Genomic DNA, 23497 nt, shown 5'->3' on the forward strand with positions numbered 1-23497 from the left:
AGAAGTAATTATATGAAAATGCTAATAAAAACTGATTGGTGTCATTTTGGCATTAAAAAGGTGTCGTATTGGTTCTTTTTCTTTGGGGTAGTAATCGGTATATTAGCGAAAATTTTTTGATCCAGAAGCACACACAATGACCAGATTAGTTAATTCATTCTTGCTAATTGCAACACTCTTTACGGCCAGTGTAAGCGCCAGTAATGTGAGTTCGCCAAAGCAGTTATTAGAATCAGTAACAGCTGATTTATTTGTTGATATCGCCAATGTGAATGCCAAAGGTGATGCAAGCCCTGAAGCAATGAGCAGTATTGTAGAGCAACGTTTACTGCCACACATGGATATTAAATTTGTATCTTACAAACTGCTAGGTAAGCATATTAAAGGTTTACGCCGCGAACAGGCTGTTGAGTTTATTGCTGCTGTTGAGCATTATTTAACGGTGACTTATGCGGGTGCGCTTATGAAGTACACCGGCCAAAAAGTTATTTTCGATCAATCTCAGTTGGTCGATGGTGATTATGCAACAGTGAAAACGCAAATTGTTGACGATAATGCCCCAGCCATTGATTTACACTTTAAGTTGCGTCAAGGCAAAGACAAGCAATGGAAAGTTTACGATATCGTTGCTGAAGGTATTTCGCTCTTAAGTGCAAAGCAAAAAGAAGTATTGCAACGCATTAGCCAAGTAGGCATCGACCAAGTAACACACGAATTAGCCAGTAAATAAGTTTATATAGTCTCCAACCAAGCAGTGTGTTCCGTGTGTGTGCCACTGCTTTTCTATTTTCTTTAAAAATCACCTACTTTGCGCTAGCACCTCGTACCCTCTGTGGTAGAATCAAGCTACTTTTCTTATTAACCTAAGTATCTGTCAAGATACTCGTTTTTTGGTCGCAATATTAAGCTCAGTGTCAGTTATATTTTGTTATAACTGAGTGCTTAATAAGACCTCGAATAATGTGCAGCGGAGTTGTGTTTTTTTAATGGAAAATGTACTGATTTGGCCGAAGGAATACCCGTTACTGATCAAAGGATTAGCTGAGCAAAACGGGGCTTATATTTTAGATGCTTTAGAAGCTTGGCCTGCATGTCGTTCAACAAATGAAGATGACGGTGTGTGCACGACGGTTCTGCCACCTATTTATTACCTTACTTGGTTAACACCGCTTGAGCCTTTTGAAGAGTGCTACTTTCAGCATATTTCTGAGTTTGATGAATCTGCGCAGCACTATATAAATGCAATGAAAACGCATTTTCTAGACAACGATTACACCCCAGAAAGCCTTGTACTTATGCTCTGCCAGCGTCTTGAAAAATACGCCAGTGCATTTGCGCAATCAGCGGTTAAAACACCGATTACACTTATTCACCAGCTATTCAATCGTCGTTATTTTACGGTGATTGAGCATGTGCTGAATCAAGGTGCAAAAATGTCTGCACAAGACGTGCTTGAGCTGTGGACTGAAGTGGATTTTAGAGACCGTCTTAGTGGCTTTATCCCTGAAACGGTTGCTGACCTGGAGCATTTAACCAGCCTTGCAGCAGATAAAGTCGCGCAAGGGGAAGACTACTTTACGTTATTGAAGTTGGTCTCGCCAGACGTTGATTCTGTCGCGTTACTTGAGCAAGCGCTGTTAGCGCATTTAAGTCATGAAAGTGCAAAGCAAACAATGGCAAAGCGCTTTATTGAGCAAGGGGCAACAGGCACACTTGCTGACGAAAACGGTAAAACTGCGTTTATGTGGGCGATAGAAAAAGGCTACGTAAATGTTGTTGAAACGATACTCGAACATCAAGATAAAACGCGACAAGATAACAAAGGTAATACCGCATTACATTATGCCGTGTTTGCCCAAAGTGAACCTTTGTTAGTGTTTTTGTTAAAATCGGGGTTTGATTTTCGTGTCCGTAATAACGAAGGTTTAAGTTGTTATCGCTTAGCCGTCAGTATAAAAGCAGATAACTTGGTAAAATGCCTAGAGCGCGATTTTGGTATTAAAGAGCTTTCACCAGAAGGGCAGTTCGAACGTGTGAAAAAAGTGCATTTGCTGCATGCCATCGTCACTTTGCTTTTCCCTGTGCAGTTGTTCTTCTTTTTTGATGATAGCATTGCTATAAAAAGTGAATTAACGCTGAGCTTTACCTTGCTTGCCATCATGTGCTTTTTCTTTGCAACGAGCTTAAAGCGTTGCGCGCTTTACCCACATTTACGCCACCCTTGGGGACTCTTTCTACTGCGTATGTTTTCGTTGTTTAGTTTGGTCGCACAAGTTGGTTTGGCAAGCATTGTGGCATTAGCGACACTTTCAGAGCTTGTTTAATACCATTAATTCGTAATAATACTTAATCATTTTGAGGGTTTAACCTGTCGCTATTTGCGTTAAAAATTGCTGATTTACGACTGCATGGATGCAGGAGGTAGAGCAATGCAGGAGCCATTGCCGAGAACAACTAAACAACGATTTTTTGCCTTGTTATCAGCGACGATTTAGCCTCAACACTGCTCATTTAATTAACCGAATTGAATTGGGATAAGTACAGAAGTGTGGAGTTTCCGATTTTATTTCAATAAAAAAACGGCAACCTTGGTTGCCGTTTTTGCTATTTTTTAGACTCGCTTTCGTGGGCGGCTTTTTCTTCTGCTAATTCTTCTTTGAGCTTACGAATTTTCAATCCTAACTCTTGCCCTCTATGGCGTGCATAATAAGTGCAACCAATAAACATGAGGCTTGCAAAGGTTAACTCAAGTAACACCCAAATAAGCTGATCTTGGGCTACCCAAAGCAAGGTGAAGCCATGTATAAAATAGAACATGACAATAAAGTTAGCCCATGCGTAGGTGTAGGGCTTGTCTTGAATAATTCCTTTTAATGGCAATAGCAATGGCACAATATAAACAACAAATATAAATGCGTTGCTGTGGCCTTCTCGTGGTGCAATTAAAAACAACCAAATTGGCATTAAAATTAATAAACCAATGTAACCAATTAATGCAAAACGTTGAAAACGCTTTGTAATCGGCTTTTTGGCTACAGGGTGGTTTAACTCAGACTCTGAGCTCATTGTAATTTACTCGCAATCAGTGCCAGACGTTTTCCAACACTCTGACAAATTTTTATTTCGTCTTTACTTAGAATATTGCTGTTATTACTACCCGCGACATGTGTTGCGCCATAAGGCGTACCCCCTGTTTCGGTGCCAAGCAGTTCAGGTACGTCATAGGGAACACCAAGCAACATCATACCGTGATGTAACAGTGGTAATGATAAATTAAGCAGTGTGGCTTCGTTTCCGCCATGCATACTACTTGATGACGAGAAGACACAAGCAGGTTTATCAATCAGCTGGCCTTTAAGCCATAAATCGCTGGTTGTTTCCCAAAAGCTTTTTGCTTGTGAGGCCATCATACCAAAGCGTGTAGGAGTGCCAAACGCAAGGCCATCACAGTTAATCAAATCATCTTTACTGATCACGATGTCGTGCGGTTGACGTTGTACAAACGTACGCAATAAGGCGTTTGCCCCTTGCTGCTCAATGGCATCGCAAATCTCATGGGCCATGGCTTCTAAAGAACCATGGCTTGAGTGGTATAAAACAACAATATTGGTTGTCATTAAAGTACGCTTAATATGTTTTCAGGTGGACGACCTAGGGCTGCTTTGTTGTTATTTACAACAATTGGACGCTCAATTAATTTAGGATTAGCAACCATTGCAGCACGCAGTTTGCTTTCATCTTGCTCGTTCTTTAAATCAAGTTCTTTATAGATATCTTCTTTGGTGCGCATTAATTCTCGCGCAGAAGAAAAACCAAGCTGGTCTACAAGCGTTGCGATTTGCGCTTCATCAAGTGGCGTTTTTAAGTATTCAACCACGGTAGGTTGTACGTTATTGCTTTCGAGTAGGGCAAGTGTCTCACGTGACTTTGAACAACGAGGGTTATGATAAATAGTAACAGACATGGTGTGTTCTCTAAATTTATGAATTTGGTTTATTTTAGGGCAAGCGTGGCGAGACTTAAAGTCTCGCTAGTTCTTTTTGCAGTTGACGATATTGTGTTAGAAGTGCTTTTAAGCGTTGTTGCTTAACGAGCTCTTCAGGCTCAACAAAATTAAGCGCTTTTTTGAATTTCGTCAGCGGCTTTTAAATAGGCTCCATACTGGGCGAGTACATCGGCATTTGCTTCATGATATGACGCCATATTTTCTTGTTTTTTATAAACAGAGGCAATTAATTGCTTCCCTAAGTTATGTTCTGGCTTTGCTAATAAAAACGATTTTAAAATACGCTCAGCGAGTTCGTACTGTTCTGCTTCAATTGCTGCATTTGCGTTTAGGGTAATTACTTGATTGTTTGGCCTATCAACATCCAGTTTTGCTAAATACGTCACAGCCTCAGCGGCTTTGCCTTGCGCAATAAGTAAATCAGTGTGGGTGTCGATATAAAATAGGTTTTTAGGGTCTTCCTTCAGTAAAGGCTCAAGAATATTGGCTGCTTCATCCAGCTTTTTTTGATCTAACAAACTAATGCCTAATCCGTATTTCAGTGCGGTGTTGTGTACGGTATTTTCACGCATTAACTTACGAAATAAGTCTTCAGCAGCTTTTGATTTCTGGTAATAGCGAGCAATAACTCGGCTTTTTGCTAAATTGAACTCGAGGCTGTCTTCGAAATGTTTTTTTGGATATTGCTCGGCACGGAGGCGAACATCAGACACCCTGCTTTCAGGTAATGGGTGAGTTAACAAAAACGCCGGTGGCTTATACTTGTAACGAATTTGTGCAGCCAGTTTAGTTAAAAATTCACTCGATTGGCGCGGATCGAAGCCGGCATTATTGAGTGTTTGCATACCAATACGGTCTGCCTCTTGTTCTGCAGCTCGGCTGTGTGTTAGTTGGCTAAATGCCGCTTGTGTTTGGTTAGCTGAAATAATAGCAATACCGGCATCGGGAGCAACGACGGTTGCTAAAATACCAGCAATCATACCGGCAATGGTTAAAGCACTATTGTCTTGTTGTTGTTGAATACGACGCGCTAAGTGGCGTTGTGTTACGTGTGCAATCTCGTGACCTAGTACCGAGGCAAATTGACTTTCATTATCGGCTTGTGCAATGAGACCCGTGTGTACACCAACATGACCACCGTAAAAAGCAAACGCATTTATTTCGGGGTTGTCGATCCAAAAAAATGAAAAGGGGAAACGCACATCATTGGCATTGGCCACCAATCGACGGCCTAAAGTGGTGAGGTATTCATCAAGTACCGGATCAGATACGACAGGGGATGAGCCGCGAATTTGCATCATCATAACTTCGCCGATTGCTTGCTCTTTTTCAATCGGCAATGCTTGCAGTGCTGAGGTACCTAAATCTGGAAGCTTAAAATTTGTTTGTGCCTTCAACGGCTCACTATGCAGTATCGAAAACGTTAATAATGCACTGCATAGTGTAATAAAGGCTGATTTTATTCGCATTTTATTCCTTGTTGATTTGTTCACCTAGCATGACTTTGGCTATATCAATTTCGTCGCTGCATGCACGGCTATCTTTTTCGCACAATTGATAGAAATCTTTTATTGTGACTCCATCTAGCTTAACAACGTTCAACTCCCGTTGTAAAAAAGTTATGATTTTATGCACAACTTTATGAGCATGAAGGATCAGTGCTTTATCTGCTTTATCGCCTCGTTCAAAGTAAAATGCAATAAATTTATGTAGCTGATTGATACGAATCAGATTTTTCATAGTATGTGGATCCCACACACGAAACTCCATAAAGCGATTATCTTTAATATACTGATCGACCGTGACATCTTTTGCATAAGGATAAGCCCACAGCTCGAACCCTCGGTCCGTGAAGCTTTGGTGCAAAGCAAGGCGCGGCTTATTATTACACACTATCTCGCCTAATTCTGTTTCGTGTCCATCAAGTATATCAAGATTCCAATTTCGCGGGTCGATAAGCCGCTTTACTGCATTGTCAAAACCATGATCTAAAATACCTTCCGATTCGCTGACCGAAGATGCCACCATGTGATAAAATGGAGGCAATTCCCCCCAGTTTATTTGTTTTTTAAACCAATTAATCTCTTTAAGAGTTGGATTCGCTGGTAATTGCGCTTTATTATGCGAGCCAGGCATCGTGTTTCCTTTACTATCCGGTATCCGATAAGGATAAACTATTGCTTTGCGTGTTTTAAGAAAAAAATGACTTATTACTCATTATAAAGACTTATTTTTTAATGAGTGCTGTGATCTAATACTTATTATTCATATAAATTACGTAGTTGATTCGTTATGTTGATGTGTGATTTGCGGCCATTTAAATGCCCGCAACAGTTTATTCAGTTTAAATTAGGGTTAAATAAGGCAGTATCTGCGAATCAATCAGTTACTTTTACATTTAATGCTGCTGAGTCGAGTGAGGATATGCAGCGATTTTTAGAAAAACATCATTACCATTTTAAAATTGACCTAAAATTAGGTGTACTCATTGTGGAGCCAATTCGTGTTTGAATATGTAAAAGCTTGGTACGAAAATAAATTTTCCGACCCCCATTCGGTCACCTTATTGTTGCTGCTAATTGCAACGGTGGCGCTGTTTTACTTTTTTGGCTCTCTTATTGTGCCGGTGTTGGTTGCGCTGGTCATTGCATATTTACTCGATTGGCCTGTTGTTCATTTAGAAAAGCTAGGCATGAAGCGCTTTACGGCCTCTATTTTAGTGATGCTGTTATTTAGCGGTTTGATGATCATGATTTTAATTGGAATGGGGCCTGTACTTTGGCAGCAAACCAGTAATTTAGTCCAAGAAACCCCCTACATGATAGAAAAAGGGAAAGCACTGCTACTACATTTACCTGAAGATTACCCCAGTTTAATTACCTCTGAACAAGTTAAGTCGATAGTCAGTAGCGTTGAAGCAAAAGTGATTGAATTTGGTCAACTTGCGCTGTCGGTTTCGTTAACGTCGTTAAAAGATGTGGCTGCTTGGCTTATTTATCTGATTTTGGTGCCACTGTTAGTTTTCTTTATGCTTAAAGACAAGCAAGAATTAACACAAAGTGCTGAACGATTAATTCCAAAACAACGCCGCCTTATCATCCAAGTATGGCAAGAGATGAATCAGCAAATCATGAATTACATTCGTGGCAAGGTGTTTGAAATTTTAATTGTTGGTACTGCTTCATTTATTGCATTTGCGGTGCTTGATTTACGTTATGCAGCATTACTTGGCGTTTTAGTGGGCTTATCGGTGCTTATTCCATTTGTTGGCGCTGCTTTGGTGACGATTCCGGTTGCGGCTGTTGCGCTATTCCAATTTGGTTTAGAGACCCAATTTTGGACAATCCTTATTATTTATGGGGTTATTCAGGCGCTCGATGGCAATGTGTTAGTTCCGCTGTTATTTTCGGAAGCTGTTGATCTGAATCCTGTATTTATAATCGTTGCGGTTTTATTTTTTGGTGGCTTATGGGGATTCTGGGGCGTGTTTTTTGCGATACCGCTGGCGTCGCTTGTTAAAGCATTAATTAATGCCTGGTCATCAAAGCAGGTCGACCTTACTCCTAGCTAGCTTAGTATTAAAAGCTATATAAAACGCACTTTACTGACTAATTGATTATTATAATTTACACGTGAAAAATGTAAAATAGGTTATAAGATATATCTTTTAGTAATATGGTGCGTTTTTCATGGCAAATTTTTTTCTTCCAGACGATGCTAATCAGCAGATTTATTTAGATGCAAACGCAACGACACCGGTACTTCCACAAATTGCAGATGTAGTGTCTCATACTATGCAAGTCTGTTTTGGTAACCCATCGAGTTCACACATCACAGGTATTCAAGCAAAATATCTATTAGAACAAACACGAAGCAAAGCACGTGATGTGATTGGGGCGTCTGATGGCGACATATTGTTTACCTCGGGAGCAACCGAAGGTATTCAGACTGCTGTTGTATCGACATTAATAGCGGCAAAAAATCATCAAATTGAAAATCCAGTGCTGCTTTATGGCGCCACAGAGCACAAAGCGGTTCCAAATACACTAAAGCACTGGAACAATGTGCTGGATATTAATGCGCAAGTGTTGGCTATTCCGGTTGATAAATACGGCATTTTAGATCATGAGTTCATCCGCAAGCATGCTGCAAATGCTCTGATGATCTGCACTATGGCAGTCAATAATGAAACGGGTGTGTTTCAAGACTTAGCGGCTATCGAGCAAGTGATCCGCAGTGAAAACACGCGCGTCGCTTGGATGGTCGATTGTGTTCAAGCTTTAGGTAAAACCCGTTTGGCTTTAAGCCAAACCACAATAGACTATGCGCCTTTTTCTGGCCATAAACTGTATGCACCCAAAGGCATTGGGGTGCTATATATTCGTAAAGGCAGTGCATACACTCCGTTTATTGCCGGTGGTGGTCAAGAAAGCGGCATGCGCTCTGGCACAGAAAACTTACCGGGTATTGCTGGCCTGAACGAGTTGTTTTCGTTATTGCTTGATAAAGAGAATCACACCTTTAAACCACTAGAGCAGTTACATGCTTTTCGCAAGCAGCTGCATGAAGCACTGATTGATACGTTTGGCAGTATTACGTTTAATCATGAATTTGAGTATTCAGTGCCAACGACATTAAATTTTGCTGTGAACGAATTAACTAGCAAAGAGGTGATGGACTTATTTGATGCTGCGGGTATTCGTGTTAGTGGTGGTTCTGCGTGTAGCTCAGGTGCGAATCGCAGCTTTGTACTTGATGCAATGGGCGCATCTGATTGGCAGAGTGAAAATGCAATTCGGATGTCATTTGGTCCAGCGGTAACCGAGCAAGAAATTAATTATGCCTGCGATAAGATCCGCTCGCTTAAACCTATTCTTGAAGCAAATTGCTTGGTGGTTTCGGACAGCACTTCACCTCAACAAGAGGTCTGTGCAATTGGTTTGACTCAATTACGTCATCAAGCGGCGTGTTGTTGGTTATACGTTGATAGCAATAAGCACGCAGTTGTGATTGATCCAATTATTGAGCTGATACCGCGAATGGCTAAAATTGTCGCAACACAAGGTTTGTTAGTTAAAGCTATTTTAGACACACACAAACATCAAGAACGCTTATCTGCTCGCTGTTTACTTGCTAAAGAATTAGCAGAGCAGTACGTAGGCAATGAAACAGACGAATTAGGCTGGCCTGTTAATGATGAAACAATACCACTTAATACCGCGCGTTTACGTAAAGTCGCGACACCGGGTCACAGCCAAGACAGTGTGAGCTATTTACTCGAAAATAGCCTAACAAATGATGTTAGCTATTGTTTCTGCGGTGATTTAATTCTTCCTGGTGGGTTAGGTAACACAGTAATTAGTGGCAGTGATACGGCACAAATGGTGCAATCATTAAAATCTCTCGCTACCCTGATTGATGATACTACGCTGATTTGCTCGGGACATGATTACCAGCAATGCTTTGCGATGGATTGGCATGCACAAAAAGCGACGACTCCTTTATTAGCGACGTTGCTTAATGGGCAGTTAAGTGAGGCTGAATTTATTGAATTAAAGCAGCAAGCCGATCAACAAAAGCAGCACACAAGTCACCCATTGTGTGGCTACGTTGATGTGCTTGAAAGCTCGCCAATGAAACAGCTTACATCAACGGATGCCAAAGCTATGTTAGGCGATCAAGCAACCTATTTGATTGATACCCGTGAACCTTACGAACATGGTGTGGCTAATCTTGCTGAGGTATTTAATGTTGAGAACGCGAAAGTTATCAATATTCCATTGAGCCGTATGGCAAATGCGATAGTGCAAGGACAACTCGATAAAGCGAAAAATTATATTTTAGTGTGCCGCAGCGGTAATCGCTCAAAGCAGGCTGCAAATAATTTATCGCAATTAGGGTTTGAACATGTTTATAACTTAAATGGCGGACTCGCACTGATCAATTCCAATCAGCAATAATACTTAATTTTTGAGGAATTAAACCTGTCGCGACCTGCGTTAAAAATGCCTGATTTACGACTGCATGTATGCAGAGCAATGCAGAAGCAATTGCCGAGAACATCTAAATAACGACATTTTTGCCTTGTTATCAACGCGGTTTTATTGCCTCAAAATAGGCCACTTAATTAAGCGAATTGCTATTAGCGCGACACAGCACCATTGAGTTATAAAAAACAAAGCCGCTATTTATAGCGGCTTTTGTATAGTTGATGTGTTTTATCAGGAGGCGCTGTTAGGCCCTGAGCTTTCACGTATCACCAACGAAGGGGTGAATGTGGTAATAATGTCTTTATCTTGATTGCGCGCACCACGTGTTTTTCTGAATAACAGGCGCGCTGCATGTTGTGAAATCACATCATTAGCCTGATGCGCGGTTGTTAGTTTAGGCCATGTTTGGCGCGAGAATGGTGAATCCTCGAACCCGGTGATTGATAATTGCTCTGGAATTTCAATTCCCATTAGTCGAGACGCGAACAACGCACCGGCTGCCATTTCATCGTTTCCGCCTAAAAGCGCAGTAATTTTCAGTGGGTTGTTCTCACCAAGTAACGCTTTGGCTCCTTCAACGCCTGATTCAAATGAATATTGGCCTTCATAAACCAGTGCATTGTTGAGCGCGATGTTGTGATCTTTTAGCGCAGCTTGATAGCCTTCTAAGCGCTCAGTGGTTGACTTATGCTCTTTGTCGCCGCATAAAAAGCCAATGTTTTTATGACCAAGCGATAATAAATGAGCAGTAATTTCATACGCAGCTGCATAATCGTTCACATAAATACACGTATCTTGGTCTTCGTCTGAAGGGCGGCCAGATAATACACGCACATAGTGGATACCCATTTCATCGAGCATATCAATAATACTATTTTGCTCGGATAGTGGGGGAGTGAGGACTAAACCAGCTAAACGAGAGCGTTTTATCATGGTCTTAAAATCTGCTTCCATATTGCTGTCGGTGTAGCTACATGGGTGGATTACAAGTTCATAGCCCTCTTCTTTACAACGAGATAAAACCCCATTTTGCATATCGATAACGTAATAGGCATTCGGGTTGTCATACACTAAGCCGACAGTGAAAGAAGATGTACCCGCAAGATTTCGAGCTGCAAGATTAGGTTGGTAGTTAAGCGTATTAACAGCGTCCATCACGATGTCATACGTTTTTTTTCTGACCGATGGCTCTTTATTGATCACTCGCGAAACGGTTTTCATAGAAACACCCGCAAGTTTAGCTACATCATTTATGGTTACTTTCATACGGTTACTTTATAGTTCGTTATAATTGTATTATAATATTACTCGAAAGATGTGCTCCTGCACGCTTTTCTTACTTAAGTACATTAATATTTAATATAAGTTGTTTAGTGTATCTAATGTTCTACCAAATTAGCAGTAAAATAATTGAGATAATTTTTATGATACCGGTGTCAAAAGAGAAAAATTGCGCTATTATCTCGACTATAAAATGTAAAAGTAGAACATTGACAGCGTTGTCATTTTAACTTAGTGTTATTTTACTTCGTGTTTTTAGTTGCTGTCTTTATTCTAAATTAATAAAAAGATAGTTTTAAATCAGTTTGTTGCAAGTTTTTAGGGGATTATGTTTATGAGCAGCCGTTCGCAATTAGCTAGTTGGCAAGCACTGTCAGAAAGTGCAAAGAAGATGAAACAAATTCATCTTAAAAATTTATTTGCCGAAGATAGTGCGCGTTTCGAACAATTCTCTACTCAAATCCCAGGCGTATTATTTGATTATTCAAAGCAACATATTGATAAAACGGTTTTTGAGCAGCTCATTTCATTAGCCAAAGAGTGCAATGTGAGTGCATGGCGTGAAAAAATGTTCAGTGGTGAAAAAATTAATATCACTGAAGATCGTGCCGTACTTCATACCGCTCTTCGTAATCGTGCAAACACGGCTATTGTGGTTGATGGTGAGAATGTGACCGATGCAGTCAACGCAGAACTGGCTAAAATGAAGACCTTTGTAAATAAGGTGCGCAGCGGTGAGTGGCGTGGTTACACTGGCAAAGCAGTGAAAGATGTTGTCGCTATTGGTGTCGGGGGTTCTAACTTAGGACCGCAAATGGCAACTGAAGCATTGGCCGCTTACGCTGACGATACGTTAAACGTGCATTATGTATCGAATGTTGATGGTGTACAGATTGCATCTGTTTTAAAAGAATTAGACGCAGAAACCACGCTTTTTGTGATTTCTTCGAAAACATTTACAACGTCTGAAACGATGACGAATGCTAAAACGGCTGTTGAGTGGTTTTTACAAGCGGCAGAGGCACAAGCGCATATCGCTAAGCACTTTGTAGCAGTCAGCACAAATTTAGAAAAAACAGCTGCATTTGGTATTGCTGATGAAAACGTATTCACAATGTGGGATTGGGTCGGTGGTCGCTTTTCTTTATGGAGTGCGATAGGATTACCAATCGCGTTGTACCTAGGCTTCGACGCGTTTGAAGCGATATTAGAAGGTGCGTTTGAAGTTGATGAGCATTTTAAAAATGCTGACTTTGAAACTAATATTCCTTTATTAATGGCACTTTTAAGTGTGTGGAATACAAGCTTTCTAGGTCATACGTCGCACGCTATTTTACCGTATGATCAAGCACTGCATATGCTACCTGCGTACTTACAGCAAGGTGAAATGGAAAGTAACGGTAAGCATGTTAACTTTGCAGGCGACACTGTACCGTATACAACCGTTCCAATCATTTGGGGTATGACAGGTATTAATGGCCAGCACGCATTTTACCAATGTTTACACCAAGGTAATGTGATTGTGCCAGCTGACTTTATTGCGTCAATTGAGCCGCAAGTGAATGTTGGCAAACACCATGATATTTTATTATCAAACTTCTTTGCACAAACAGAAGCCATGATGGCCGGTGTCGATGCAGAGCAAGTAACAGCAGATTTGACCGCGAAAGGTAAATCTGAAGCCGAAATTGCAGAATTACTGAATCATAAGATTCATCAAGGCAATCGCCCAACAACGTCAATGCTACTAGACAAAGTAGATGCAAAAACAGTGGGTCGTTTAATTGCGCTTTATGAGCATAAGATTTTCTGCCAAGGCATTATTTTAGAAATTTGTTCATTTGACCAATGGGGCGTTGAACTAGGTAAAGGACTTGCCTCTAAAATTGAAGCTGAATTATGTGATGACTCAGTGAGCCATCCTCATGACAGCTCAACCAACGGATTGATCGCTTACTACAAAACACATCGTAAGCAGTAACAGATTCGCAGCATTGCTGCAAAAAAAATACCTTTGAACGGGTAGCGCTGGAGTTCTTAGGGCCTGTATTTTTGTGAGAGGATTTACAGAGCCCCTAAGACTCATTTACTTCAGCACACTATAAGAATAATGAGTAAGCTACTTACAAAAAAATTCAACAGGCTTTGTTAAGGGAACCTGCTAACACGGCCAAATCATCCGTATAACAATACGCACTGCCATACAACATGAAGTGAACTAAATGGCATTGCCAATGTAGAGAGTGATATATGCTAAATCCATTTGATATCGTAATTTTTGGGGGCGGTGGTGATCTTGCGTTACGCAAATTACTTCCTGCCATGTATCGCGCTTATCAAGAGGGCAACCTTCCTCAAGGTTCACGTATCCTTCCTACCGTACGTGAGCAAAGCAAATGTGAAGAATACATAGAAACTGCGCACAAAGCATTACAAGACTTCTTAGGAAAAGGCGAGTTTAACGCAAAAGACTGGAAAGCCTTTTCAGCATATTTAGTACCCGTTGTCTCTAATGTGACAGAAGCCGATGATGACTGGGATAAATTAAGAGATATTTTAGATGAACACGATACCGACAAGTCTCGTGTTTTTTATCTTTCGCTTCCTCCTGCCGTGTACGGTAGTTGTTGTGAAATTTTATCTAAAAAAGGGCTTATCACGGAAACTTCACGTGTTGTTGTAGAAAAGCCAATTGGTTATTGCGGTGCGTCTGCAGAAGAAATTAATGCCAAAATCGCTGAGTATTTTACTGAAGAGCAAATTTTCCGTATCGATCATTATTTAGGTAAAGAAACCGTACAAAACTTAATGGCGCTGCGTTTTTCAAATTCATTATTTGAAAATATGTGGGATGCAAAGTCTATCGACAATATTCAAATTAGCTTATCTGAAACTGTGGGTCTTGAAAGCCGAGCTGGTTTTTATGATAAAGCAGGTGCTTTGCGTGACATGGTACAAAACCACTTGTTGCAGTTACTTTGCTTAGTGGCGATGGAGTCACCAAATAAATTAACAGCGAATAGCATTCGTACTGAAAAATTAAAAGTACTTGAATCACTGCGTCCATTGGTTGCAGAAGATGTTGATGCAAATATTGTGCGAGGACAATATGTACCAGGTAACCTTGACGGTAAAATCGTCCCTGGTTATTTAGAAGAGTTAAACGAAGGGGCAAGTAAAACAGAAACTTTCGTTGCTATTCGTGCACACATTGACAACTGGCGTTGGGCGGGTGTGCCATTTTATCTTCGTACAGGTAAACGCATGAAGAAGCGTTGTGCTGAAATTGTCGTTGAATACAAAAAAGTATCGCACAATGTGTACAGCGATAAAGTCGGAAATATTGAGCCGAACCGCTTAGTGATCCGACTACAACCTGAAGAAACAATTCAGTTAACCTTGATGTCGAAGCGTCTTGATAACCTTGAAATGCAATTAGAGCCAGTGACAATGAACATTGAATTATCACAAGCTTACAGCAATGGTTTCCATTCTGATGCCTATAAACGTTTAATGTTAGATGCAGCAGCAAATAATCCATCACTTTTCATCCATCGTGATGAAGTTCGTCAAGCGTGGAAATGGATTGATCCAATTATCGAACGCTGGCAAGAAAAAGGGGCACCATCGTTATACCGTGCAGGTAGCTGGGGCCCAGAAGATGCAGATGAGCTACTCGAAGAAAATAACCATGTATGGTTTAACACTGGCGACAAGGCATAATTAAGATGGCTACAATTGTTGAAAAATTCTTTGCAAGCAAAGACGAATTAACAGCTGAGCTTTCAGCAAGTTTAGAGCAACGTTTAGTTGCAGGCATTAAAGATGATGGCCGTGCTGTATTAATGGTATCGGGTGGTTCTTCACCTGCACCTGCGTATAAGCATTTATCTAACCTTGATCTTGATTGGCAAAATATTGATGTTGCAATGGTCGATGAGCGCTGGGTTGATGCCTCACATGACAAAAGTAACGAAGCATTTATCAACAGCACCTTATTGCAAAACAAAGGCGCAGCCGCTAATTTCATTACAATGAAAAATGATGCGTTAACAGCACATAATGGCGTTACTCAATGTGAAGCTGCTTATCAGACATTAAAGCGCCCATTTGATGTAACCATTTTGGGAATGGGGCCTGATGGCCATACTGCATCGTTGTTTCCACACGCTGATGGATTAGAGCATGGGCTTGCCACTGATGATTTGGTGTGTGCAATAAATGCGATTGAAAGTGATGTGACAGGTAAAATTACTGAAAGAATGACATTAACGCTTGCAGCGATTGCTCATTCAAAAGTGGTTAAGCTATTGATCAGTGGTGAAGAAAAACTGGCTGTATACAAACAAGCGAAAGAGGGTGGTGATGTTGCAGACATGCCACTTAGAGCAGTTCTTAACCATCCAACAATTAATATTGAAGTTTATTGGGCACCTTAGTTTCTAATCAACATCTCTGTATTTAAAGCGAGCTTAGGCTCGCTTTTTTGTTTCAATAACAAAATATAAAAACGATAGACATCGTAAGAATGACTCGTTATACTTAAAAATGACAACGCTGTCATTGATATTGATTTTTATTATCATAACCCTTGACTCTTTCTGCCCTGAAAAAAGTTAACATTTCTTTTCCAGTGACAGTGCTGTTCCAAAATAGTACGTTTTTTTAATTCTAACATATTGTAAAAACAGTGGTTTATTATAACTTTTTGTTATGGTTAATAAGTGGTCACTGGCAAGTTAAGCTTACAAAAAAGTCCAAAAAATGATGTCAATTTCACAAAGTTATCATTTGTGACTTGTCATCAGCCTCATTACTCATGTTATATTTGCGCCGTTTAAATGTAACAATTCTTAAATATCTAATAATTAATTTTCTTCTATATCAATAACTTTGTTTATTTGTTGCCAATTTTTTGCACAAATTCACCAAAAAGATGTAGCACAAATGTAATTTAGAGTGTATGGTTTGTTACTAGATGACAGCGTTGTCATCATCACTGGGCAGAAGTGATATAAAAACCAACAAAATGATTCAAGGGGAATCCTGTGTTAGCTAAAAATTTTAAGAAAAGCTTATTAGCAGTTAATATCGGTCTTGTAATGAGTGCCGGGTTCACTGGTGCTGCATATGCAGCTGATGAAACAAAAGTTCAAGAAGACGTTGAAGTTATTGAAGTACGTGGTATTCGTCGTTCACTTGAAGCGTCAATGAATACTAAGCGCTTTGCTGACAGCGTTGTCGATGCTGTGTCAGCAGAAGACATCGGTAAATTTCCAGATGGTGACGTGGGTGAAGCATTAGGCCGTATTTCGGGTGTTGCCGTAAACCGTCAATTCGGTCAAGGTCAGCAAGTTTCTATTCGTGGTGCGTCTAGTCAATTAACACGTACACTTTTAAACGGTCAAACTGTTGCATCGACAGGTTGGTATGATCAGCAATCAATCGACCGTAGCTTTAACTACACACTTTTACCACCAGAATTAGTTGGTGAAATTCAAGTGTATAAATCATCTCAAGCAGACATTGTTGAAGGTGGTGTTGGTGGTACAGTAATTGTTAATACTCGTAAACCGCTTGACCTTGATGCTGGTACAACTTTCTTAAGTGCGAAAGCAGATTACGGCACAATCTCTGAAGAAACAGATCCACAAGTTTCTGGCTTATTTAGCTGGAAAAATGATGAAGAAACATTTGGCCTATTAGGCTCAGTGTCTTGGGCTGAAACAAACTATCAACGTAACGGTATTGAGTCACTAATCGGTTGGGGTGATATTGTTCCTACAACGTTCCAACAAGAGCGTGAGCGTACTGCATTAAATGCAACTTTCCAGTACCGTCCTACAGAAAACCTAGAATTAGGTTTAAATATTATGAGCCTTGAGTTAGATGCAAACAACGCAAATACCTCAAACTTCGTAATGTTCCCAGACGATAAAGAAGCAGCATGTGAGCAAAAAAATGCATCAGGTACATGTACTTTCTATCGTCGTACAGGCGAAGGCGCTAACCCAGGTTGGGTTCAAACGTGGGCACGTATCGCTAGCATGACATCTGATACAGCCGATTTCAGCCTTAAATATGAAGGTGAAAACTTTACGCTAAAAGGTCGCTTAGGTACAACTGAGTCTGAAGGTGGTACAGATCTTACTGCAAACTATGGAAACTTTATTGGTGTTCCATCTGATTATGCCGGTACATATGATGCAACGGGCGAAGTAATCAAAATTGATATTAATAACAAATACTTTGAAGCGTCAGACTTTGCTGGTCCATTATCGCCAGCTGGTTGGGCACTTAAAAAGCAACCTAACACAGATGAAGAAACTTACGCACAGTTCGACCTTTCTTTCCCTGTAGAGTTTGGTGCTATTACTGCGATTAAAACAGGTTTCCGCTGGGCTGACCACGAAGTTAAGCAAGAAACTTATTCAACAACGTTAGTTGATACATTACCAAGTGGTGATGGCGAGACATATTACTCTGGTACGATGTCATCAGGCGCTGGTTTTACTTTACCTGAACCAGACTTTGACAAAATGGTTGCAGATGCACGTGCAGCAATTTCAAGTTTTGATAATGATTCAGCAGTATACCGTTCAGGTTACGGCACTATCGAAGAAGAAAACTTTGCAGTTTACGCAATGGCTGAATTCTCTGCGGAATCTATTCGCGGTAACTTCGGTTTACGTTATATCTCGACAGATGCAGAATCAGATTATTATGGCTTTGCAAACGGTGAATACGAAAGCACTCTGAGCACAGATAAAGCAAGCTATAACGATATCTTACCTAGTATCAATATTGCATTCGATATTGCTGAAGATGTTATTTTACGTACTTCTGCTGCACAAGTTATTGCGCGTCCTAATTACACTGATATGTTCTCTGCATCATCATTTGCAGGTTACTCAGATGGCACAGCAAATAACGAAGTACTAACAAAAGGTAACGTTGGTCTTAATCCATTCAAAGCAACACAAGCAGATTTAGGTATCGAGTGGTACTTTGATGGCGACGGTATGGTAAGTGCAACTTACTTCTTTAAAGACATCACTTCATTCGTGACTTCAAGCCAAATCTTGAATCAACAAATTGGTGTTGTTGACCCAGATACTCAAGGCGACAACTGGACTTTATCAACTAAGCTAAATGCAAGTGGCGGTCAAATCGAAGGTATCGAGCTACAAATCCAAGATGGTTTCGACAGTGGCTTTGGTTACTCTGCAAACTATACATTTGTAGATGCACCATCAGAAGCTGAAAATTACCCTGATATGATTCCATTATTCTCGGATTCGTCTAAGCACACAGTTAACTTAGTAGGTTACTATGAAACAGATACGTACTCAGCACGTTTAGCTTATAACTGGCGTTCAGAGTATATGATCCGTGAGCTTCCTGGTTTCTACGGTAACCGTGAACACCAATCTTACGGCACACTTGATTTCAGTGCGAACTACAGTGTGACAGATAACATTGACGTAACGTTTGAAGCTGTTAACTTAACTGAAGAAGATAGCGTACAAATTGGTGTTGCGCCTTCAGATGCTGAAGTTGTTCCTGAGCTTCGTAATGGCTACCCAGCATGGAGCTTCGAAGGTGAAGCACGCTATAAGCTAGGTGTATCACTTCGTTTCTAATTTAAGTTAGGTAACGAAACTATAAAGCCCAGCGTGTTCTGGGCTTTTTTGTGTGTAAATGATAGCGAGTTAATAATGATTAAAAGAATCGCAATTGTCGGCGGGGGAACTGCAGGGTGGCTGGCAGCTAATCACTTGGGTCACGCTCTCGTTGGATCTGGTATCGAAATTACCCTAATTGAGTCACCCACAATTCCAACGATAGGTGTAGGCGAGGGCACGGTTCCTTCTATGCGCAATTCACTAAAAAAATTCGGTATAAGTGAAACTGACTTTATAAATGAATGCGATGTGACCTTTAAGCAGTCTATAAAGTTCGTGAATTGGCTCGATAAATCAAAACATGGCAGTAATTTTTATCATCACTTGTTTGATCACCCTCATGTATTCGGTGAGCAATTAACCGACGCATGGCTCGGACAAAGTAGTGATTCAGACTATGCTTCATTTGTTTCAAAGCAACATGCCTGTTGCGAGCATAACCTGGCACCAAAAACAATTGCCACGCCAGAATATGCAGGAGTTAATGGTTATGCTTATCACTTTGATGCGAAGAAGTTTGCTGCTTTTTTAGGGCGTCATGCGCAGAAACAATTTGCAGTTAAGCATCGTTATGCTGAAATTGAAGAAGTAATAACAGACCAAGATGGCTACATTACTCAGCTTATTGATACTGATGGAAACGCCACAGCGTTTGATTTTATTATTGATTGTTCAGGGTTTTCCGCGGCATTTATTGGTCAGAAGCTGGGCGTTGGGTATATCGATAAGTCAGACTACTTATTGACGGATACTGCAATTACGATTCAAGTTCCAACCAATCCTGAACAAGAAATCCCACCTTATACTATTGCCACTGCACACCAAGCCGGGTGGATTTGGGATATTGCTCTCACACAGCGAAGAGGGGTTGGCTTAGTCTATTCATCAAAGTACATGACGGAAGAACAGGCTTTAGTTAAGTTGCATCGCTATTTAGGTAATCAATTTACTCACCTTACTCCTCGTAAAATACCGATTAAAGTGGGACGGCGAGAAAAAATGTGGCATAAAAACTGTGTTGCTATTGGTTTGTCACAAGGCTTTGTTGAGCCCCTAGAAGCCACGGCGATACTCATCGCTGACTTTTCTGCTAATTTACTTTCAAAACGTTTTCCTCGGTGCAGAGCCGATATCGCTTTAATCGCAGATGACTATAATCGCCAAGTAAATTATGTATGGGAACAAACTTTTGATTTTATAAAAATGCACTACTGTGTCTCCGATCGTACTGATTCGGGCTTTTGGCGTGAAAACCGAAATAAAACACAGATATCAGATAAGCTTAAATATAATTTAGCGCGTTGGCAGCGGTTTGCACCGCAACGCGAAGATTTCGAAAGCAAGTTTGATCTGTTTGATCTTGAAAACTATTTATATGTGCTTTTCGGTATGAAATATTTGCCGACGTTAAACACAGGTCACTCTGACAATATGGCACATGAACAATTAACTCAGTTAAAGCAACAACGTGTTAATCAGCTACTAGCCGAGTTACCGACACACCGGGCATTATTAGCCAAAATTAAAATGTTCGGCATGCAAAAATACTAATTTATATCAGGTACATATAACTGGCTGTTAATTTTATGAATTGATGGCCACCTCGGGTTTTAGTCAATTCTAAAAAAAGATGAAATACTTAACCGACAGTTCCCTATTGTGGGCTCATTTGTTGGTGCTTTAATGATGGCAGCGCTATGAAGTAAATTGCTTTTATAGATCACAACACGATTTTCTTTAGCTTCAATATTGACCACTTTTTCAAATAACTCTGTACTGGTATTTAAATAACCTTGATGCGTACTTTCATATTGCTGCATGTCATTGATCATTTCAAAAATTATCTCTTTATTATCGGAGCCCACTTTAATTACGTTTGCAGGTAAATACTTGTAAATACCAGTTCCTCCCCATTCTTTACCTGATAAGTAGTGCACCGCAGCGAATGTTTTGTCATCGGTTGAATCGATATGTGGCATACGTTGTAACGGCGAAAGCTCGTTTGGTTTTTGGGTCACGATAGAGAGTTTACACTTGTGTAAATAAAGGGAGTTTTCGCCACTGACTAATATGCCTTTATCAATTAACTCTGCCATTAATTGTTCAAAAACGCGATAATAAGGGGCGGGCATTTCATCACGCTTACCAGGGTATAATGTACCGTCGCTCCCTGGAGGTTGGAAATAGGCAACCTCTGATGCAAAGTGATAAACAGGTGCTAAGCTGGATAAAAAGTCATCAATAATGATTACATTGTCGTTGATTTCATTAATATGAATGACTTGTGTTTTATAGTGCTTATTTAATTGATAACTTTCCATTATAGGCTCAGTAAACATAGTATTATTTATTGAATATACTAACAAAAATAATTACTTAAGCGTGACAATATTTACTTCATTGATGCTGTTTTTTTAGTCAATTTAAAGTGTAAGTAAAAACAGCTCGGTTTGTTAATTAATAATGTACAAACTGCCACAAAATTTTCACTTCCTTTTTGTTGCCAAAACCTATAGGCTTTGGGCACTAACAGCAAAAAACATATTATAAAATTTAATGGAGCAGTATCATGGCGGAGCAACAAGTACAGCCTTTACATAACGAAAAACATGCCAACACTAAAATTCAAAACGGCATCAACATTGAGTTCATGAAAACTCAGCATTTAGTTCCTGTGGTTGCACACGAATTTGCACGTATCGCAAATGAATTCCCAATGGCATTTGTTAAAAACAACGAGTCAGGTCAATTTCAAGCCGTTGCGTTATTTGGTCTAGAGCCAGGTGAAAACCTTTTCATTCAAGACGACAAGTGGACAGCTGCATTTGCACCAATGGCAATGACTCGCTACCCACTGGGTCTTGTTAAGCACCCAGAAGCTGATCAATTTGGCATCGTTATCGACGAAGCAAGCCCTTTAGTTAGCGAAGAAACTGGTAATGCACTTTTCGAAAATGGTGAAGAAACTGAGTACCTTAAACGTCGTAAAGAAGCGCTTGTTTCTTTCATCGAGTTTTCTCAAGTAACTGAAGCATTCACTAAATACCTTGCAGATAAAGAACTACTTGTAGCACAAACGCTAACAGTAGAAATCAAAGGTGAGAAGAAAGACATTAACGGTATCTACCTGGTTGATGAGAAAAAACTTAACTCATTAAGCGATGAAGAGTTCTTAGACCTTCGTAAACGTGGTTACCTAGCACCTATCTACTCTTTCTTAACGTCTACTCATCAAGTAGCACGTTTAGCGCGTTTAAAAGCGGCTAAAGCTTAATTTTAAACAGCAAACAGAAAAGCGCCGTTAGGCGCTTTTTTTGTTTCTTTCGTCGGTTAAAGCTTGAAAAACAGTCGTAAATTATTCACATTGGGCTTACAAACTACACTCAATTTAAGTGCCCACTATGCTAAGAACATTACTCACTTCAATCGTTGCATTCAGTGCGTTAACGACAAGCACGTTTGCTTACTCAGCAGAGCAACCATTCGCTATTGCCATTCATGGTGGAGCGGGAACCATCGAGAAAAGCCGTTTTACCCCAGAGCAAGAAAAAGCCTACCGTGCAAAATTAAAAGAGGCGGTTGAAACAGGCTATTCTGTGTTAGAAAAAGGCGGAGAAAGCTTAGATGCCATCACTGCGGCAATCAATGTACTTGAGAATTCACCTTATTTTAATGCAGGGCGTGGTGCGGTATATACCTACGACGGGACACACGAATTAGATGCGTCAATTATGGATGGCCGTTCTCGTCAAGCCGGCGCCGTGTCTGGTGTAAAGCATATTGAAAATCCCATTAATCTAGCGCGTTTAGTGATGGAAAAATCGGTGCATGTGATGTTAAGTGGCCAAGGAGCCGAAGAGTTTGCAAAAACTCAGGGCATGCCATTGGTTGAAAATAATTTATTTGATACCGAAGACCGATATGAAGCTTTACTAAAAGCCAAAGAAAAACTCGATAAAGAGAAAGTGACCAGTAAAGATTACCAAGCAGCACATAAAGCGTTACCTGTTAATTACAAAATGGGCACGGTTGGTGCCGTTGCACTAGATAAAAATGGCAACATTGCGGCAGGTACTTCAACAGGGGGAATGACAGCTAAACGCTTTGGACGCGTTGGTGATGCGCCAGTGATTGGTGCGGGCACCTTTGCCGAAAATGCATCGTGTGCTGTGTCGGCAACCGGCCATGGCGAGTACTTTATTCGCTACAACGTTGCCGCAGATATCTGCGCACGTGTGAAATACCAAGGTAAAACGATTGCTGAAGCGGGTAACGAAGTTATCCACGATGTATTAATGCCTGTTGGTGGCACTGGCGGTGTAATTATTATTGATACGAAAGGCAATATTAGTTTGCCGTTTAATACTGCTGGCATGTATCGCGCGAGTAAATCAAATACAACACCAACGTATGTTGCGATCTTCAACGATGAGTAACGAAGCTGGGCTGTTAAAAAAGAAATCGACGCGTTAATCTCTTCTGCAATGCTGCTTAACGATTAGATAAGCAATAAAAAACCGAGTTCTACTCGGTTT

Annotated in this window: 17 protein-coding genes and 1 pseudogene; 11 read left to right on the forward strand and 7 right to left on the reverse strand. The window is 40.4% G+C overall.

Annotated features, from left to right (window positions below):
- Positions 1-136 precede the first annotated feature (136 nt).
- Positions 137-730 (forward strand): MlaC/ttg2D family ABC transporter substrate-binding protein, encoded by a 594-nt coding sequence (locus tag IT970_RS05710; protein WP_036969635.1) that lies wholly within the window; start codon positions 137-139, stop codon positions 728-730.
- A gap of 256 nt (positions 731-986) precedes the next feature.
- Positions 987-2324: an ankyrin repeat domain-containing protein gene (locus IT970_RS05715; RefSeq protein ID WP_036969633.1), complete on the forward strand. Its 1338-nt coding sequence runs from the start codon at positions 987-989 to the stop codon at positions 2322-2324.
- Positions 2325-2604: 280 nt separating this feature from the next.
- Here IT970_RS05715 and IT970_RS05720 read toward each other — a convergent pair whose 3' ends face one another.
- The 5 genes and pseudogenes from IT970_RS05720 to IT970_RS05740 form a co-directional block, all read right to left on the reverse strand.
- A complete protein-coding gene (locus IT970_RS05720) occupies positions 2605-3066 on the reverse strand; it encodes a DUF2069 domain-containing protein (protein ID WP_036969630.1) in 462 nt (153 codons plus the stop codon).
- Positions 3063-3617: an NAD(P)H:quinone oxidoreductase gene (wrbA, locus tag IT970_RS05725; RefSeq protein WP_196857670.1), complete on the reverse strand. Its 555-nt coding sequence runs from the start codon at positions 3615-3617 to the stop codon at positions 3063-3065. Before wrbA ends, IT970_RS05720 begins: the two co-directional genes overlap by 4 nt.
- Complete coding sequence (gene arsC / locus IT970_RS05730) at positions 3617-3964, reverse strand: arsenate reductase (glutaredoxin) (protein WP_196857671.1); 348 nt, start codon at positions 3962-3964, stop codon at positions 3617-3619. Before arsC ends, wrbA begins: the two co-directional genes overlap by 1 nt.
- A gap of 55 nt (positions 3965-4019) precedes the next feature.
- A pseudogene (locus IT970_RS05735) lies at positions 4020-5475 on the reverse strand (M48 family metalloprotease).
- Position 5476: 1 nt separating this feature from the next.
- Positions 5477-6142 carry a hypothetical protein gene (locus tag IT970_RS05740; RefSeq protein ID WP_036969618.1) on the reverse strand — a complete coding sequence of 222 codons (666 nt, stop codon included), beginning with the start codon at positions 6140-6142 and terminating at the stop codon, positions 5477-5479.
- 367 nt (positions 6143-6509) lie between these two features.
- Between IT970_RS05740 and IT970_RS05745 the strand changes: the two genes are divergently transcribed.
- Positions 6510-7577 carry an AI-2E family transporter gene (locus IT970_RS05745; protein WP_036969615.1) on the forward strand — a complete coding sequence of 356 codons (1068 nt, stop codon included), beginning with the start codon at positions 6510-6512 and terminating at the stop codon, positions 7575-7577.
- A 118-nt stretch (positions 7578-7695) separates the two neighbouring features.
- The gene (locus IT970_RS05750; protein WP_196857672.1) at positions 7696-9966 is read left to right on the forward strand and encodes an aminotransferase class V-fold PLP-dependent enzyme; all 2271 of its coding nucleotides are present in this window, start codon (positions 7696-7698) and stop codon (positions 9964-9966) included.
- 261 nt (positions 9967-10227) lie between these two features.
- Here the strand turns inward: IT970_RS05750 and IT970_RS05755 are convergent, their stop codons facing one another.
- Positions 10228-11262, reverse strand: a complete 1035-nt coding sequence (locus IT970_RS05755) for a LacI family DNA-binding transcriptional regulator (protein WP_196857673.1) — start codon at positions 11260-11262, stop codon at positions 10228-10230.
- A 349-nt stretch (positions 11263-11611) separates the two neighbouring features.
- Here IT970_RS05755 and pgi point away from each other — a divergent pair, with 349 nt between their 5' ends.
- From pgi to IT970_RS05780, 5 genes are all read left to right on the forward strand, one after another.
- Positions 11612-13258 carry a glucose-6-phosphate isomerase gene (gene pgi, locus IT970_RS05760; protein ID WP_118844156.1) on the forward strand — a complete coding sequence of 549 codons (1647 nt, stop codon included), beginning with the start codon at positions 11612-11614 and terminating at the stop codon, positions 13256-13258.
- 269 nt (positions 13259-13527) lie between these two features.
- The gene (zwf, locus tag IT970_RS05765) at positions 13528-15000 is read left to right on the forward strand and encodes a glucose-6-phosphate dehydrogenase (protein WP_036969609.1); all 1473 of its coding nucleotides are present in this window, start codon (positions 13528-13530) and stop codon (positions 14998-15000) included.
- 5 nt (positions 15001-15005) lie between these two features.
- Positions 15006-15716 (forward strand): 6-phosphogluconolactonase, encoded by a 711-nt coding sequence (pgl, locus tag IT970_RS05770; protein ID WP_118844157.1) that lies wholly within the window; start codon positions 15006-15008, stop codon positions 15714-15716.
- Positions 15717-16379: 663 nt separating this feature from the next.
- On the forward strand, positions 16380-18920 hold the full coding sequence (locus tag IT970_RS05775; RefSeq protein WP_180311623.1) for a TonB-dependent receptor: 2541 nt from the start codon (positions 16380-16382) through the stop codon (positions 18918-18920).
- Between the two features lie 75 nt (positions 18921-18995).
- Positions 18996-20513 carry a tryptophan halogenase family protein gene (locus IT970_RS05780; RefSeq protein WP_331272824.1) on the forward strand — a complete coding sequence of 506 codons (1518 nt, stop codon included), beginning with the start codon at positions 18996-18998 and terminating at the stop codon, positions 20511-20513.
- A gap of 59 nt (positions 20514-20572) precedes the next feature.
- Here IT970_RS05780 and IT970_RS05785 read toward each other — a convergent pair whose 3' ends face one another.
- A complete protein-coding gene (locus tag IT970_RS05785; protein ID WP_196857674.1) occupies positions 20573-21301 on the reverse strand; it encodes a DUF6445 family protein in 729 nt (242 codons plus the stop codon).
- A gap of 230 nt (positions 21302-21531) precedes the next feature.
- Here IT970_RS05785 and IT970_RS05790 point away from each other — a divergent pair, with 230 nt between their 5' ends.
- Both IT970_RS05790 and IT970_RS05795 read left to right on the forward strand, forming a co-directional pair.
- The gene (locus IT970_RS05790) at positions 21532-22236 is read left to right on the forward strand and encodes a SapC family protein (RefSeq protein ID WP_036969596.1); all 705 of its coding nucleotides are present in this window, start codon (positions 21532-21534) and stop codon (positions 22234-22236) included.
- Between the two features lie 127 nt (positions 22237-22363).
- On the forward strand, positions 22364-23398 hold the full coding sequence (locus tag IT970_RS05795) for an isoaspartyl peptidase/L-asparaginase family protein (protein WP_118844160.1): 1035 nt from the start codon (positions 22364-22366) through the stop codon (positions 23396-23398).
- Positions 23399-23497: the final 99 nt, after the last annotated feature.

Source organism: Pseudoalteromonas sp. A41-2 (genome assembly GCF_015767615.1).
GTDB lineage: Bacteria > Pseudomonadota > Gammaproteobacteria > Enterobacterales > Alteromonadaceae > Pseudoalteromonas > Pseudoalteromonas lipolytica.

Coding starts and splice junctions, on each gene's coding strand:
- IT970_RS05710 (WP_036969635.1), top strand. CDS start 137: ATGACCAGATTAGTTAATTCATTCTTGCTAATTGCAACACTCTTTACG.
- IT970_RS05715 (WP_036969633.1), top strand. CDS start 987: ATGGAAAATGTACTGATTTGGCCGAAGGAATACCCGTTACTGATCAAA.
- IT970_RS05720 (WP_036969630.1), bottom strand. CDS start 3,066: ATGAGCTCAGAGTCTGAGTTAAACCACCCTGTAGCCAAAAAGCCGATT.
- wrbA (WP_196857670.1), bottom strand. CDS start 3,617: ATGACAACCAATATTGTTGTTTTATACCACTCAAGCCATGGTTCTTTA.
- arsC (WP_196857671.1), bottom strand. CDS start 3,964: ATGTCTGTTACTATTTATCATAACCCTCGTTGTTCAAAGTCACGTGAG.
- IT970_RS05740 (WP_036969618.1), bottom strand. CDS start 6,142: ATGCCTGGCTCGCATAATAAAGCGCAATTACCAGCGAATCCAACTCTT.
- IT970_RS05750 (WP_196857672.1), top strand. CDS start 7,696: ATGGCAAATTTTTTTCTTCCAGACGATGCTAATCAGCAGATTTATTTA.
- IT970_RS05755 (WP_196857673.1), bottom strand. CDS start 11,262: ATGAAAGTAACCATAAATGATGTAGCTAAACTTGCGGGTGTTTCTATG.
- pgi (WP_118844156.1), top strand. CDS start 11,612: ATGAGCAGCCGTTCGCAATTAGCTAGTTGGCAAGCACTGTCAGAAAGT.
- zwf (WP_036969609.1), top strand. CDS start 13,528: ATGCTAAATCCATTTGATATCGTAATTTTTGGGGGCGGTGGTGATCTT.
- pgl (WP_118844157.1), top strand. CDS start 15,006: ATGGCTACAATTGTTGAAAAATTCTTTGCAAGCAAAGACGAATTAACA.
- IT970_RS05775 (WP_180311623.1), top strand. CDS start 16,380: ATGAGTGCCGGGTTCACTGGTGCTGCATATGCAGCTGATGAAACAAAA.
- IT970_RS05780 (WP_331272824.1), top strand. CDS start 18,996: ATGATTAAAAGAATCGCAATTGTCGGCGGGGGAACTGCAGGGTGGCTG.
- IT970_RS05785 (WP_196857674.1), bottom strand. CDS start 21,301: ATGTTTACTGAGCCTATAATGGAAAGTTATCAATTAAATAAGCACTAT.
- IT970_RS05790 (WP_036969596.1), top strand. CDS start 21,532: ATGGCGGAGCAACAAGTACAGCCTTTACATAACGAAAAACATGCCAAC.
- IT970_RS05795 (WP_118844160.1), top strand. CDS start 22,364: ATGCTAAGAACATTACTCACTTCAATCGTTGCATTCAGTGCGTTAACG.